This is a genomic window from Methylobacterium sp. WL64, from assembly GCF_008039945.1.
Taxonomy (GTDB): Bacteria; Pseudomonadota; Alphaproteobacteria; order Rhizobiales; family Beijerinckiaceae; genus Methylobacterium.
The window spans coordinates 46,211-59,655 of the sequence record NZ_VRVA01000026.1; the positions used below are offsets into that span (position 1 = coordinate 46,211).

Sequence of the window (13,445 nt, forward strand, 5' to 3'; positions counted from 1 at the left end):
GGGTGTGACGCAGCCGGCCGATCCCGATCAGGTCGCCTGGCCGAGGATCTCCAGGATCGTCCGGCGCAGGCGAATGAGGTCGGGATCGTCCCTGTGGCGGGGGTAGGGGACCTCGACCGGGATTTCCGCCCGGATCGCGGCCGGGCGGTCGCCGAGCACGATCACGCGCTCGGCCAGGATCAGCGCCTCTTCGACGTCGTGCGTGACCAGCACTGCCGTGAAGCGTTTCTCCTGCCAGAGGCGCAGGATCTCGGCCTGCATGGCCAGCCGGGTCAGCGCGTCGAGCTTGCCCAACGGTTCGTCGAGGAGCAGCAGCCGCGGCTCGTTGACCAGCGCCCGGGCCAGGGCCGCCCGCTGGGCCATGCCGCCGGAGAGTTGGTGCGGATAGGCGTCCGCGAAGCCGGACAGCCCGACGAGCCCCAAGGCCTGCTCGATCCGCGCCGCGCGGGCCGTCCGGCCGACGCCCTGGGCCTCGAGCCCGAGCGCCACGTTCCCGCGCACGGTCCGCCAGGGGTAGAGCGTCGGATCTTGGAAGACGAGCAGGCGGGACGGATCCGGCCCCTCGACCAGCTGGCCGTCGACCGTGATGGCGCCCTGGTCGGGCGGCTCCAGCCCGGCGACGAGCCTCAGCAGCGTGGACTTGCCGCATCCCGAGGGGCCCAGCAGAGCCACGAACCCGCCCGGCGCGACGGTGAGGCTGACGCGATCGAGCACCGACAGGGGCGCGCCGCGGATATCGAAGGCGTGGCTCACCGCCTCCGCGTGCAGGCTCGCGCCGAGAATCAGGTTCGCTGGACGTTCCAACGCGGCAGCTACCATTGCACCAGCCCCTTCTGCCACGCGAGCAGGCGGTCGCGCAGACGGAACAGCAGGGTGATCAGCGACGAGCACATCAGGGCCATCACGATCAGCGCCGCGTACATGTTGGCGTAGGCCGCCCAACCTTGCGCCCATTGCAGGTACCAGCCGAGGCCCGATTTCACGCCGAGCATCTCGGCCACCACCAGCACCGCGAAGGAGCCGCCGAGCCCCATGAACAGCCCGACGAAGACGTGCGGCAGCGCTGCCGGGATCGCCACCCGCAGGATCAGGAAGCTGCGCGAGGCACCGAGCGTCCGCGCCACGTCGAAATAGGCCTTGTTGACGCCTGCCACCCCGGACCAGGTCAGCACCGTCACCGGGAAGCCGGTGGCCAGAGCGACCAGGAAGGTGCTGGCCGACCACGAAGACGGGAAGACGAAGAAGGCGAGCGGCAGCCACGCGGTCGCCGGGAGCGGGCCGACGAAGCGCAGCACCGGATGCGCCCAGTAGCCGACCGCCTTGGAGGTTCCGATGGCGACGCCGAGGACGAAGCCGACGCTCGACCCGATGGCGTAGCCGCCCGCCAGCAGGATCAGCGAGTTCAGCGTGCTGCCGCCGAGCTTTCGCCAATCGTCGAGGAATACCTCCAGGATCGCCTGGGGCGGCGGGAAGAACGGCATCGGCAGGAGATCGAGCTTCGCCGTGACCAGTTCCCAGGCCAGAAGGGCGACGGCCACCGCAGCCAGCCACGGGCTCCCGTGCCGCAGACGCGCCCCGATCGTGCCGAGCGAGCCGGCGAGGAGACCCAGCGGCAGCAGCGCGAGCCCGATGGCTGCCGATCCCTGCGCGAATACGGCCGTCCTCGGGAAGTCGCCCGCCTCGGGCAACTGCGATGTCAGGCCCGCGAGCGCCAGCCAGGCGAGGCCGGCCAGGACGATGCGCCAGGGCGGACCAGAAAGGCGAGCGGGTTCGGCGGCGGTGCTGCGCGGGGCCGTCCCGGCGGTGATGCTTCCGGACATGAGGCGGCTCAGCTCAGCACGTCGGCGTAGATCCGCTCGGCGAACTTCGCCGTATCGGTCGAGCGCTTCAGGACGTTCACCAGCTTCAGCTCATCGCCGTAACGGGCGAGTTGCTCCTTGAGACGGCCGCCGACCGGACTGTCGCCGTGCTGCTGGCTGCGCAGCATCGTGGCCAGATCCTCGATGGATCCCTTGCCGCCATACCCGGCAAAGGCCTTCGCGGCCGCTTCCGGGTTCTCGTGGACGGCGTGGCCGCCCTCCAGGATCGCCCGGGTAAGGGACGCGGCGACCGCCCGGTCGTTCCGCAACAGGCTGCCGCGGACCGCCACGACGCAGCAGGTGCGGTCCGCGTATTCCCCCGACAGGTTCGTCGCGATCTCGGTGAAGCGCGGGTCCTTCAACCAGATCCAGGTGCGCGGGTCGCCGTCGGCCAGGGCCTGCGCCTCACCCTTCTGCACGGCGAGATTCAACAGGTCGGCCGGGTATTGCCGCCACGTGACGCCGCTGTCGGGGTCGATCTCGACCTTGGCCAGCTGAAGGCTGAAGAAGTTTTTGGCTGGGCTCGCCTGGTCGCTGATCGCGATGGTCTTGCCCTTGAGCGATTCGATGTCGGTGATGCCGCTGGACCTGTCGGCCAGCAGCCTCAGGCAGCCGCCATGCAGGCCGGCGGTGATCTTCACGTCGAAACCCTGCTCCAGGGGCTTGAGCCAGCGTAGAGCCATGCCGATCCCGGCATCAGCTTTGCCCGTTGCGATGGCCTCCAGGAGGGCCTCGGTCGCACCGCCGAAATTGACGAACTCGACGTCGAGGCCGTGCTTGGCGAAGATGCCCTGCTCCTTGGCGAGCGGGGCGGCGGCGGTGCAGATCGCCGTGGCGTTCCAGGCCAGCTTGACCGGCCGCAGCGGGCCCGATGGAGCCTCGACCGCCGCTGGCCGGCAGAGCGGACCGGGATCGAACGGCGCGCCGGGTCCGGGCGCCCAGGCCTGGCTCGCGCCCATCCCCAAGCCGAACGGGGCGGCCATCGCGGCGACGCCCGCCCGCAGCATCAGACGGCGCGAGGGTATACGGCCGCACGCTTCGGATACCGAATCTGACGGGTCGTCGATCATCGCACGTCTCCGGGCCGCGCGAACGCGCGGTAGGCTGGGCCGACGCAGGAGGTGGCCCGACCGCGCGGCCGAGCACATCGTGCATCCTCAATTCGGGTGAATGATCCGTCGAGGGATCAACGGATCCAATATTCAGTCAGGTCGACGCCGAGTCAATGAAAGCGTCTTCTGATCTTTTCGTGGACTCGGAAACGTTTTTCGCTTGCTTGCCCGAAAGACGCGGATGATCTCCAGCGCCGCCCCCGGCGGCGGATCACTTCAGGCGGTGCCGACGCGATATTGGCGTGGCGGCTCGGTGCCGTTCACCGCGAAGGCGCCGACGATCCGGTCCCGGTAGATCCGTGGGTTGTGCGACGCGATGGTGCGGGCGTTGCGCCAGTAGCGGTCGAGGCCGAGCCCCTGCTTCACCGCCGAAGCGCCCAGCGCGTCGAACAGGATCGTGGTCGCCTCCAGCACGAGGTTGGTGACCACCGTGACCGCCTGGTTGACCTCGACATCGGCGAGCGCCGTGGCGCGCACCGCCTGCGCCTCGGTCCCCCGGCCACCCGCGTCGCGGTGCAGCTCATAGGCGCGCTGCAGGGCCTCGGCCGCCTTCAGCGCCACGGCGCCGGCCGCGTAGGCGTTGCCGCGCACCCGGCCGACCACGGCCAGGATCTGCGGATCCTCGGCATTCCGCCCGGCATTGCCGTGGCTGTAGACACGGGTCCGCTCGGCCACCAGGCGCCCGACATCCTCGGCGGCGGCACGCCCGATGCCGGCGAGCGTCGCGAGGTGGACGAGCTGGAAGAACGCCATCGCGTAGGGGAAGCGGGCCGGATCGGGCTTGATCAGGTCGGGCGGCAGGACGACGTCGTCGAACCGGATCGTGCCGCTCGCGGTGAGCGCCTGGCCGAACCCGTCCCAGTCGTCGACGATCGCGACGCCGGGCGCCCCGGTCGGGACAGCCGCCACCAGGGCCGCCCCGTCCTCGTCATCGGCCGAGAGGTGGATGTAGTCCGCGAACAGGGAGCCAGTGGTGTAGAATTTTCTGCCCGACACGACCCGCTCGACACCCCGCCGACGGACAACCGTATCGAACTGGCCGACCTTGGCGGATCCGGTCTCGGAGACACCGCTGCCCACGGTCTCGCCGGCGGCGATCCTGGCGATCCAGCGGGTCCGCCAGTCCGGCGCGGTCGAGCCGAGCACGTCCTCGGTGAAGCCGAAATGGGCGCGCAGGGCGTTGGTGACATTGGAATCGGCCTGCGACAGCTCGATCAGCAGGTTGAACAGCTCGGGCAGGCTGGCCCCGTGGCCGCCGGCCTCGGACGGCAGGCGCAACGTGGTGAAGCCGACCTCTTTCAGCCACCCGATCTCGGCATGCGGCAGGCGGGGCGTGCGGTCGCGCTCGACCGCGGTGGCGCGGATCTCGGCGAAGGTGGGCCGGAAGCGCGCGGCCAGATCCTCGTAGCGCTCGCTCGGGCCAGCGCCCCAACCCGCATCCCACTGCGCCATCGCCTGAAGCTTTCCACGTTGATCGACGCTGCCGAAAACCTGCAGGCCTTCGGGGCGGGACCTATGGATTCGCCAAGTCGAGCCACGATCTCAAGCCGGATCGCGGGAAAAACGACCGTCGTCGATCGATTTGGAACCTCGATCTCCTGACGAACGACTGCATGAACGCGTGGTTCTCGCGGCGCGCTCTTCGGCGGAACATCGTTCGAGCCGGAAAGCGGCACGCTCGGCCCAGTCCGGACTTATCGAGGCCCCGCGCGCGGAAAACGCTCAGCGGTGCCGCCGGACGAATCGCGTCGCGAACCACGGCCGGGAGTGCGCGGGGCGGTGCGTCCGCTACCAGCTCGGCAGCACGGTGATGCCGAACGTCTTCTCGATGAACGCCTTGACCTCGGGGCTGCGGTAGCTGTCCACGAGCGCCTTCACCCAGGGCTGGTCGCGGTCGGCCTCGCGGACCGCCAGGAGGTTGACGTAGGGGCCCTTCGGCTCCTCCTTCAGGATCGCGTCCGAGGGCTTCAGGCCGGCGGGCGTGGCGAAGTTGGTGTTCACCGCGGCGGCGTCGACATCGTCCAGGGACCGGGGCGTCTGCGCCGCGTCGACCTCGATGAACCGGAGCTTGCGCGGGTTCTCGACGATGTCGGCCACCGTCGGCTTGAACCCGGTGCCGGCTCTCAGCTTGATCACGCCCTTGTCCTGCAGGAGCAGCAGCGAGCGGCCGCCATTGGTCGGGTCGTTCTGGATCGCCACCGTGCCGCCGGTCGGCACCGCGTCGAAGGTCTTGTGGCGCTTCGAGTAGATCCCGAGCGGGAAGTTCACCGTCGTGGCTGCGGCGACGATCTTGTAGCCGCGGTCGGCCTTCTGATTGTCGAGGAAGGGCTGGTTCTGGAATGAGTTCGCCTCGATCTCGCCGGCCGAGAGGGCCTCGTTCGGCACCACGTAATCCGAGAACTCGATGATCTGCAGGTCGAGGCCGTTGCGCGCCGCGACGGGTTTCGCCGCCTCGAGGATCTGCCCGTGCGGCCCCGGCGTCGCACCGATGCGGACACGCTTCAGGGCCTCCGCGTGCCCGATACCGGGCATCATGAGGAGGGCGGCAAGCACCAGGCGACGCAACATGGCGGACGATCTCGCGATTTCGGGGCCGACGTCTTATGCGGATCAGCTCTGGCGGTGGCGCCGGTTGAGCCGGCGCGCCAAGCGCTCGCCCGCACTCTGGAACACCTGGACGAGCACGATCAGGACGACCACGACCGCCAGCATCATGTCGGGCCGGAAGCGCTGGTAGCCGTAGCGGATGCCGAGGTCGCCGAGCCCGCCGCCGCCGACCGCGCCGGCCATGGCCGAGTAGCCGACCAGAGACACCACCGCGAGGGTCAGCCCCAGGACGATGCCGGGCAGCGCCTCCGGGATCAGCACCTTGCGGATGATCTGCGCCGGGCTCGCCCCGAACGCCCGGGCGGCCTCGACCAGGCCGTGATCGACCTCGCGGATCGCCGCCTCGACCAGCCGCGCGATGTAGGGCGTGGCCGCCACCGTCAGCGGCACGCTGGCGGCATAGGTACCGATCGAGGTGCCCGCCACCAGGCGGGTGAACGGAATGATCGCCACGACCAGGATGATGAAGGGCGTCGAGCGCGTCGCGTTGACGATCACCCCGAGGGCAGCGTTCAGCGCGGGCGCCGCCAGCAGCTCGCCGCGCTGGCTCGTCGCCAGGAACACCCCCAGCGGCAGGCCGAACAGCGTGCCGATGGCGGCCGCGAGCGCCACCATGGTCAGCGTGTCGGCGGTGGCCTGGACCAGGAGGGCGATGAGTTCAGGCGACACGGGCGGCTCCCTGCGCGACGTCTTGGGCGACGTCTTGGGCGACGTCCTGGGCCGGCAGGAGATAGCCGAGGAATTCGGCCGGGATGCCGAGCGCGGCGAGATAGGCCTGGGCCCGCGCGGTGACGTCCGGCCCCGGCGACAGGCCGAGCGCCAGGGAGCCGAAGCGCCGGCCGGCGATCTCGTCCACCGCGCCGGCCAGGATCACCGCCTCGATCCCGGTCTCGCGGGCGAGCCGGGCGATGATCGCGGTGTCGGCCTGCGCCCCCCGCAGCGCGAGGCGCAGCACCGGCACGCCGCCGGGGCGCGGATCGGCGGTTATCCGTTCGGCCAGCGCGGCCGGCAGGTCGAGGCCGACCTCGCCGGCGAGGAGGCTGCGGGTCACCTCGGCCTGCGGCCGGGTGAACACCTCGTAGACCGTGCCGCGCTCCACGATCGCGCCGTGGTCGATCACCGCGACGTCGTCCGCCACCGCCCGGATCACCGACATCTCGTGGGTGATGAGCACGATGGTCAGGCCGAGGTCGCGATTGATCCGCTTCAGCAGCGCCAGGATCGCGCGGGTCGTCTCCGGGTCGAGGGCAGAGGTGGCCTCGTCCGAGAGCAGCACGTCCGGCTCGGTCGCGAGCGCCCGCGCGATGCCCACGCGCTGCTTCTGCCCGCCCGACAGCTCCGCCGGGTATCGCCCGGCCTGGGCCTCCAGCCCGACGCGGGCGAGCAGTTCCGCCACGCGGTCGCGGATCGCCGCGCGTTTCCAGCCCGCGAGTTCCAGGGGGAGGGCGACGTTGTCGGCCACATTCCGCGAGGACAGCAGGTTGAAGTGCTGGAAGATCATGCCGACCCGCGCCCGCACGGTCCGCAACTCCCGCTCGGGCAGGCTCGACACCTCCGCGTCGCCGACCATCACCCGCCCTGCGCTCGGCCGTTCGAGGCCGTTGATCAGGCGGATCAGCGTCGACTTGCCCGCACCGGAGCGCCCGATCACCCCGAGGATGGTCCCGGCCGGAACGGACAGGTCGATCCCGGACAGCGCCGTGACCAGCGCCGCGCCCTTCCGCGCCGGATAGGTCTTCGAGACGTTCTCGAACCGGATCAGCGGCACGTCGGCGGGTTCGCGGGGCGACGGCAGGGTGGACACAGCCTGTGGGTGCTCCTCGAGCGGGACCCGCGGGTCCGCAATATGATCGGGTGATCTGAGAGCAAGCTGTATGACGTTCGACGCCGAGCGGGGTCAAGGAAAGCCGGGTACATAGTTCGCCGCCGGCAGAGACTATTTTTTCACAATCCTGCTAGACGGCAGAGAATTATTCCATCTCGCATCGGCGGGCGACTGCACTCGCGGCCGAGAGAGCAGCGAACAGGTCCGCCGAAAACTCTGTCTTCAGAAATCTCCGTCCCCCGTCTTGCGGATCATGGAGAACGTCTGCTCTTCGAAGAGCTGCGCATTCGAAACCTTGTTTCATTGATCGCATCCCGCCCGCGGGTTTCAATAGTGATCGCGCACTTCAGCCACCGTCGAACCGGCCCTTTCGGTTCCGGCACGCACGCGGACGGGCGCTGGCCGACCGGAGACCACCATGACCGACGATATGCCCGCTGGACGGTCCCCGTCCCGCCGAAGCCTCCTCTTGGCCGGTCTGGGCGCGGCGGCGTTGCCCCTCGCGTCGCCCGCGGTGCTTGCAGCGGCGCGCGAGGTGAAGATCAGCATGCAGCGCTCCTCGGTGCTGTTCACGATCCTCAAGGTGAAGGGCACCCTGGCCGAGCGCTTGGCGCCGCTGGGCTTCACGCCGACCTGGCACCTGTTCACAAACGTCCTCGAACCGATGAATGCCGGCGCGGTCGACATCCACGCCGACGTCGCCGACGCGGTGCCGATCTTCACGCAGTCTGCGCGGGCGCCGCTGACCTTCTACGCCCGCGAGCGCGGCGCGCCGGCCGCCGAAGCGATCATCGTGCCGGCGGACTCATCGATCCGCACCGTCGCCGACCTCAAGGGCCGGACGGTGGGCGTCTCGCGCGGGTCCGGCAGCCATTACGTCCTGGCCGCGGCGCTGAAGCGGGCCGGCCTCGGCTTCGACGACATCCGGCCGGCCTATCTCCAGGCGCCCGAGGGGGCCGCCGCGTTCGAGCAGGGCAGCCTCGATGCCTGGTCGATCTGGGACCCGTTCCTGGCCTTCGCCGAGGCCAAGCGGCCGGTGCGCACCATCGCCGACGGAACAGGCCTGACCAGCTACCACCGCTATTACCTCGTGAACGACAGCTTCGTCGCCGCCCATCCGGAGGTGGTTGCCACGGTGTACCGGGCCCTTGTCGAGGCCGGCCAGTGGGCGAAAGCCAACCCGGACGCGGCGGTGGCGCTGCTGGCCCCCGTCTGGGGCGACCTGCCCCCCGCCGTCGTGGCCGCGGCCAACGCCCGGCGCACCTACCGGGTGGAGCCGGTGGAGCGGGCCCAGCTCGACGATCAGCAGGCGATCGCCGACACCTTCCTCGACGCCAAGTTGATCCCGCGCCGGATCGACGCCACCGCCATCCCGATCTGGACGCCGCCGGCGGAGAGGGGCTGACTCGATGGCCGACGCACCCCGTTTCGGCATCTGGGCCGCCGTCCACGGCTCCCGGGCCGCCCACCACGACCCCGACGAGCCGGACGACGCGAGCTGGGAGCGCAACCGCGCCCTGGTGCTCGAAGCCGAGGCGCTGGGCTTCGATTCCGTGCTGGTCGCGCAGCACACGATGAACCCCTACGACGAAGCGCGCGACCAGCTCGAAGCCTGGACCGCCACGGCGGCCTTGGCGGCCCTGACCCGGCGCATCGAGATCATCGCAGCGATCAAGCCGGGCCTGTACCACCCCGTGGTGCTGGCCAAGATGGCGCTCCAGATCGAGCACATCAGCGGCGGCCGCTTCGCGCTGAACCTCGTGAATGCCTTAAACCGGGCCGAGTTCGAGCGGGCCGGCCTACCGTTCCCGGCCCATGACGACCGCTATGCCTACGGCCGCGCGTGGATCGGCCTCGTGGACCGCCTGATGCGGGGTGAGCGCGTCACCGCGTCGGACGCGCATTTCCAGGTCCAGGACTACCAGCTTCGCCCGGCCGGCACCCATCGGCCGCGGCCCCGGATCTATGTCGGCGGCGAATCCGAGCCCGCCCGGGCGCTGGCGGCCGACCATGCCGACGTCTGGTTCATCAACGGCCAGCCGCTGGATGACGTCCGTGAATTGATCGCCGACATGCACCGCCGGCACGCGGCCAACGGGCCTTTGCGCTACGGCCTCTCGGCCTTCGTCATCGCCCGCGAGACCGCCGCGGCGGCACAAGCCGAGCAGGACCGCCTCCTCGCCCTGGCGCAGCGCGACGCGGCGTTGCGCGCCGACACCCGCGCCCGGACCGATACGGCGAGCGTGATGTTCGCCAAGACCGACGCGGCGGCGAGCCGCCATGTCGGTACCAACGGCGGCACCGCGGCCGGGCTGGTGGGCAGCTACGAGACGGTGGCGGCCCGCATCCGCGCGTTCCACGAGGCCGGCATCGCCCTGTTCATGCTGCAGTTCCAGCCGTTCGAGGCCGAGATGCGCCGGTTCGCCGAGCACGTCCTGCCGCGCGTCCGCTGATCCGGGACCTTCGATGACCGCGCAGCGCCAGCTTCACTTCAACGTCAACCTGCTGCATTCCGGCGTCTATCCCTCGGCCTGGCGGTTGCCGGACAGCCGGCCGGACGCCTTCATCGACATCGACCACTACGTGCGGGTCGCCCGCATCGCGGAGCGGGGCAAGTTCGATGCGATATTCCTGGCCGACACGCCGGCGATCAACGACCGGATCGACTACCGGCCGTTCATGGCGCTCGAACCGACCATCGTTCTGGCGAGCGTGGCCGCTGCGACCACCCATGTCGGGCTGATCGCCACTGCTTCGACCAGCTACAACGAGCCCTACAACCTGGCCCGTCGCTTCGCGACGCTCGACCTCGTCAGCCGCGGCCGGGTCGGGTGGAACGTGGTGACCACGGCGGATGCCGCCGCCGGCCGTAATTTCGGCTTCGCCGGGGTTTCCGAGCACGGGGCGCGCTACGCCCGCGCCCGCGAGTTCACGGAGGTCGTCCACGCCCTCTGGGACAGCTGGGAGGACGACGCCCTGGTGGGCGACAAGGCGAGCGGGCGCTTCGCCGACGGCGACAAGGTCCACGCGATCGACCATCGCGGCGTCCATTACAGAGTTGCCGGCCCGCTCACCGTGCCGCGCTCGCCTCAGGGACGCCCCGTGACCGTCCAGGCCGGCGGCTCAGAGGACGGCCGCGCACTGGCCGCCGCCACCGCGGACGCGGTGTTCTCCCTCGCCCAGACCATCCCGGACGGCGCGGCCTATGCGGCCGACTTGCGTGCCCGGGCCGCGCGGTACGGCCGCGATCCGGCCGCCATCGTGGTGCTGCCCGGCCTCGCCACGGTGATCGGCGCCACAGAGGCCGAGGCGCGTCGGCGCCAGGACGCGCTGTGGGAGCTGGTTCCGCTGGAATACAGCGTGGCGCGCCTTGCCGGGACGCTCCGGATCGACCCAGAGCGACTCCACCTCGACAAGCCGCTGCCCGATCCGCTGCCGCTGCCGCCCGATGCCAACCACACGATGTTCGCCGGCACCGTTGCGCTGGCCCGACGGGACAATCTGACGGTGCGTGCGTTGCTCCGCGCCCTCGGCGGCGGCGTCGGGCACCGCATCGTCGTGGGCACGCCAGAGCAGATCGCCGACGACATCGAGGCCTGGTTCCGGGCGGGCGCCGCCGACGGGTTCAACCTGATGCCGGACGTCCTGCCGGAAGGCCTCGAAACCTTCGTGGACGCTGTCGTACCGATCCTGCAACGGCGCGGTCTGTTTCGGAGGGAGTATGGCGGCGTGACGCTTCGGGACCATCTCGGCCTCGATCGCCCGGCCTGGAAGCCTGCCGCCAACAGGGTTTAGCTGCTCACGACCCTGACGGGCGCCAGCGAGCTCCGCATCCCCCACCGAGCCATAAGAAAACCCGCCACGTCACTGAACGGGCGGGTTGAAACGAATGGTAGCGGGAGAGGGACTCGAACCCCCGACACGAGGATTATGATTCCTCTGCTCTAACCAGCTGAGCTACCCCGCCACGAGCCGCGTGTCCCGAACGGGACGGCGCAACCAGCGGCCGGGGTATAGGGAGGGCGGGCGCGGGCTGTCAACGGTGTTATGCGCGGAAATTGGGGGCGCCGACAGGTCTTCGCTGCGAGGAGACCGGGACCGGGCCGCGGATGAATCGGGCCGTTGCGAAGAGTCCGACGGCGAACACCGCGGCGCCCAGATACGTCGCCGCCTGCGCGAAATCCGGGCCGACGAGACTTAGGGTGGAGGAATGGCCGGAGGCCGCGTCGACGGCCGTCAGGCCGATCCCGACGAAGCTCTCGCCGACCAGGAATCCGGAGGCGATCAGCACGCCGCGGCGGCGGGAGGCTTCGAGGTCCTCGGGCCCGGCGCCGCGGCGGCGCAGGGCGCGGGCGCACAGGAAGGCGAGCAGGCCGCCGAGCCCGATGGTCATCTCCACCGACAGTGGCAGGTACATGCCGATTCCCACGGTGAGCGCCGGGAAGCTGAACGCCCGGCGCTTGAGCGCGACTTCGAGGGCGACCATCACGGCGCCGAGGCCGCAGCCGATCAGCAGCATCGGCCAGGGTAGGGTGCGGGCCACGATGCCGTCCGCGATCTGGGTGACCAGGGCGGCCTGCGGCACGGTGAGCGCCAGCGCCGGGTCCATGCCGGGGCGCGGCATCGAGCCGACGAATCCGTAGGCGCCGTAGAGCAGCGACAACAGCGGCACGATCACCAGGGAGCCGACGGCGACGCCGACGATCAGTACCAGCTGCTGACGCCACGGCGTAGCGTCGACGATCTGGCCGGTTTTGAGATCCTGCAGGTTGTCGTTGGCGATCGACGCCGCGGTGACGATCACCGAGGCCGCCAGCAGCACCAGCGCGACGGTGACGCGCCGGGCCTCCGGGGTTCCGGCGGGGCCGAGCACCAGCGGCAGCAGGGCGGCGCCGACCATGGCGGTGAGGATCCCGATCCCGGAGATCGGGCTTGTCGAGGAGCCGAGCAAGCCGGCGAGGTAGCCGCAGACCGCCGCCATGGCGGCGCCGAACACGAGGCAGAACAGCAGCCCGGCCGCCACCACGGCGGCGAGCATCGGGCCGGCGATGCCGAGATCGGCCGCGAAGCCGGCGAACAGTGCGCCGAGCGGCACGCACAGGGCCAGCGCGGCGCCGCCCACCAGCGGCAGCGGCAGGTCGCGGTCCTGCCGGGCTGCAGAATGCGCCGGGTTGCCGGCGGCAAGCGCCACCCGGATGCTGCGGGCGATCGGCCGGACCAGCGTGGCCACGGTCCAGAACCCGCCGACCGCGATGATGCCGGCGCCGACGAGCCGGACCTGCCCGGACCAGATCGCCTGCGCGGCCGCGCCTGGCTCCAGCCCGGGCTGGGGCGTCAGGGCGGTCAAAACCGGGACCATGATGCCCCAGGCAATGACCACGCCGGTGAGCAGGGCCAGGCAGGCGCCGATCCCGACGAGGTAGCCGACACCGACCAGGGCCAGGGAAAAGCCGCTGCCGATGCTGAACACCGCGCCGCCCAGGCTGAAGGCGGTGAGCACGCCCTCGGCTAGGATGCGCAGGCCGCTGGTGGCGAAGGCGACGAGGCCGGAGCCGGCGGCCGCGCTCAGCAGGGTCGTGAGGCCGCGCTCATCGGAAGCGGAACCTTCGGAATCGGCATGGCCGGCGCGCAGCACTTCGGCGGCGGCGACACCCTCGGGGTAGGGGAGGTCGCTTCCGGTGACCAGCGCCCGGCGCAGGGGAATCGAGAAGGCGACGCCGAGCCACCCGCCGATCAGGCACACCAGGCTGGTCTCCCAGAACGGGAAGCCGTGCCAGTGCCCGATCAGGACGAGGCCCGGAAGAACCAGGATCACGTTGCACAGGGTGCCGGCCGCCGAGGCCTGGGTCTGGACGATGTTGTTCTCGAGGATGCCGGCGCCGCCGACGAGGCGCAGGGCGCCCATCGAGATCAGCGCCGCCGGGATCGAGGACGAGAACGTCATCCCGGTCTTCAGGCCGAGATAGATGTTGGCGGCCATGAAGACGACCGTGATCAGCGCGCCGAGCACGATCCCGCGGGCCGTGATCTCCCGCCCATGCC

11 protein-coding genes and 1 tRNA gene are annotated in these 13,445 nt (G+C 70.5%); 3 read left to right on the forward strand and 9 right to left on the reverse strand.

All coding sequences use genetic code 11. The features are described from left to right. Window positions 1-27 precede the first annotated feature (27 nt). The 7 genes from FV242_RS14075 to FV242_RS14105 form a co-directional block, all read right to left on the reverse strand. Window positions 28-819 (reverse strand): ABC transporter ATP-binding protein, encoded by a 792-nt coding sequence (locus FV242_RS14075; RefSeq protein WP_147939347.1) that lies wholly within the window; start codon window positions 817-819, stop codon window positions 28-30. After that, on the reverse strand, window positions 813-1,820 hold the full coding sequence (locus tag FV242_RS14080; protein WP_147939348.1) for an ABC transporter permease: 1,008 nt from the start codon (window positions 1,818-1,820) through the stop codon (window positions 813-815). Before FV242_RS14080 ends, FV242_RS14075 begins: the two co-directional genes overlap by 7 nt. 8 nt (window positions 1,821-1,828) lie before the next feature. Beyond that, window positions 1,829-2,929, reverse strand: coding sequence for an ABC transporter substrate-binding protein (locus FV242_RS14085; RefSeq protein WP_147939349.1), 1,101 nt, complete (start codon window positions 2,927-2,929; stop codon window positions 1,829-1,831). Between the two features lie 258 nt (window positions 2,930-3,187). After that, entirely contained in the window at window positions 3,188-4,423 is a 1,236-nt protein-coding gene (locus FV242_RS14090) for an acyl-CoA dehydrogenase family protein (RefSeq protein WP_147939350.1), read from the reverse strand. A 336-nt stretch (window positions 4,424-4,759) separates the two neighbouring features. Further along, the gene (locus tag FV242_RS14095; RefSeq protein WP_147939351.1) at window positions 4,760-5,539 is read right to left on the reverse strand and encodes a MetQ/NlpA family ABC transporter substrate-binding protein; all 780 of its coding nucleotides are present in this window, start codon (window positions 5,537-5,539) and stop codon (window positions 4,760-4,762) included. A gap of 42 nt (window positions 5,540-5,581) precedes the next feature. After that, window positions 5,582-6,247 carry a methionine ABC transporter permease gene (locus FV242_RS14100; RefSeq protein WP_147908270.1) on the reverse strand — a complete coding sequence of 222 codons (666 nt, stop codon included), beginning with the start codon at window positions 6,245-6,247 and terminating at the stop codon, window positions 5,582-5,584. Further along, complete coding sequence (locus FV242_RS14105; RefSeq protein ID WP_147939352.1) at window positions 6,237-7,382, reverse strand: methionine ABC transporter ATP-binding protein; 1,146 nt, start codon at window positions 7,380-7,382, stop codon at window positions 6,237-6,239. Before FV242_RS14105 ends, FV242_RS14100 begins: the two co-directional genes overlap by 11 nt. Window positions 7,383-7,821: 439 nt before the next feature. Between FV242_RS14105 and FV242_RS14110 the strand changes: the two genes are divergently transcribed. Genes FV242_RS14110 through FV242_RS14120 form a run of 3 tightly spaced genes read left to right on the forward strand, consistent with a single transcriptional unit; the run spans window position 7,822 to window position 11,198 of the window. After that, window positions 7,822-8,808 (forward strand): aliphatic sulfonate ABC transporter substrate-binding protein, encoded by a 987-nt coding sequence (locus tag FV242_RS14110; protein WP_147939353.1) that lies wholly within the window; start codon window positions 7,822-7,824, stop codon window positions 8,806-8,808. Between the two features lie 4 nt (window positions 8,809-8,812). Continuing rightward, window positions 8,813-9,856 carry an LLM class flavin-dependent oxidoreductase gene (locus tag FV242_RS14115; RefSeq protein ID WP_147939354.1) on the forward strand — a complete coding sequence of 348 codons (1,044 nt, stop codon included), beginning with the start codon at window positions 8,813-8,815 and terminating at the stop codon, window positions 9,854-9,856. 13 nt (window positions 9,857-9,869) lie between these two features. Then, entirely contained in the window at window positions 9,870-11,198 is a 1,329-nt protein-coding gene (locus tag FV242_RS14120) for an LLM class flavin-dependent oxidoreductase (RefSeq protein WP_147939355.1), read from the forward strand. A gap of 95 nt (window positions 11,199-11,293) precedes the next feature. On the opposite strand, the gene FV242_RS14125 is transcribed toward FV242_RS14120, so the two are convergent. Both FV242_RS14125 and FV242_RS14130 read right to left on the reverse strand, forming a co-directional pair. Continuing rightward, window positions 11,294-11,370 (reverse strand) — tRNA-Met (locus tag FV242_RS14125). A gap of 78 nt (window positions 11,371-11,448) precedes the next feature. Then, window positions 11,449-13,431: an OPT family oligopeptide transporter gene (locus tag FV242_RS14130; RefSeq protein ID WP_246692703.1), complete on the reverse strand. Its 1,983-nt coding sequence runs from the start codon at window positions 13,429-13,431 to the stop codon at window positions 11,449-11,451. Window positions 13,432-13,445 lie beyond the last annotated feature (14 nt).

What these genes read in the sequence shown, in the direction of transcription:
- FV242_RS14075 (WP_147939347.1), bottom strand. Translation starts at nt 819, where the DNA reads ATGGTAGCTGCCGCGTTGGAACGTCCAGCGAACCTGATTCTCGGCGCG.
- FV242_RS14080 (WP_147939348.1), bottom strand. Translation starts at nt 1,820, where the DNA reads ATGTCCGGAAGCATCACCGCCGGGACGGCCCCGCGCAGCACCGCCGCC.
- FV242_RS14085 (WP_147939349.1), bottom strand. Translation starts at nt 2,929, where the DNA reads ATGATCGACGACCCGTCAGATTCGGTATCCGAAGCGTGCGGCCGTATA.
- FV242_RS14090 (WP_147939350.1), bottom strand. Translation starts at nt 4,423, where the DNA reads ATGGCGCAGTGGGATGCGGGTTGGGGCGCTGGCCCGAGCGAGCGCTAC.
- FV242_RS14095 (WP_147939351.1), bottom strand. Translation starts at nt 5,539, where the DNA reads ATGTTGCGTCGCCTGGTGCTTGCCGCCCTCCTCATGATGCCCGGTATC.
- FV242_RS14110 (WP_147939353.1), top strand. Translation starts at nt 7,822, where the DNA reads ATGACCGACGATATGCCCGCTGGACGGTCCCCGTCCCGCCGAAGCCTC.
- FV242_RS14115 (WP_147939354.1), top strand. Translation starts at nt 8,813, where the DNA reads ATGGCCGACGCACCCCGTTTCGGCATCTGGGCCGCCGTCCACGGCTCC.
- FV242_RS14120 (WP_147939355.1), top strand. Translation starts at nt 9,870, where the DNA reads ATGACCGCGCAGCGCCAGCTTCACTTCAACGTCAACCTGCTGCATTCC.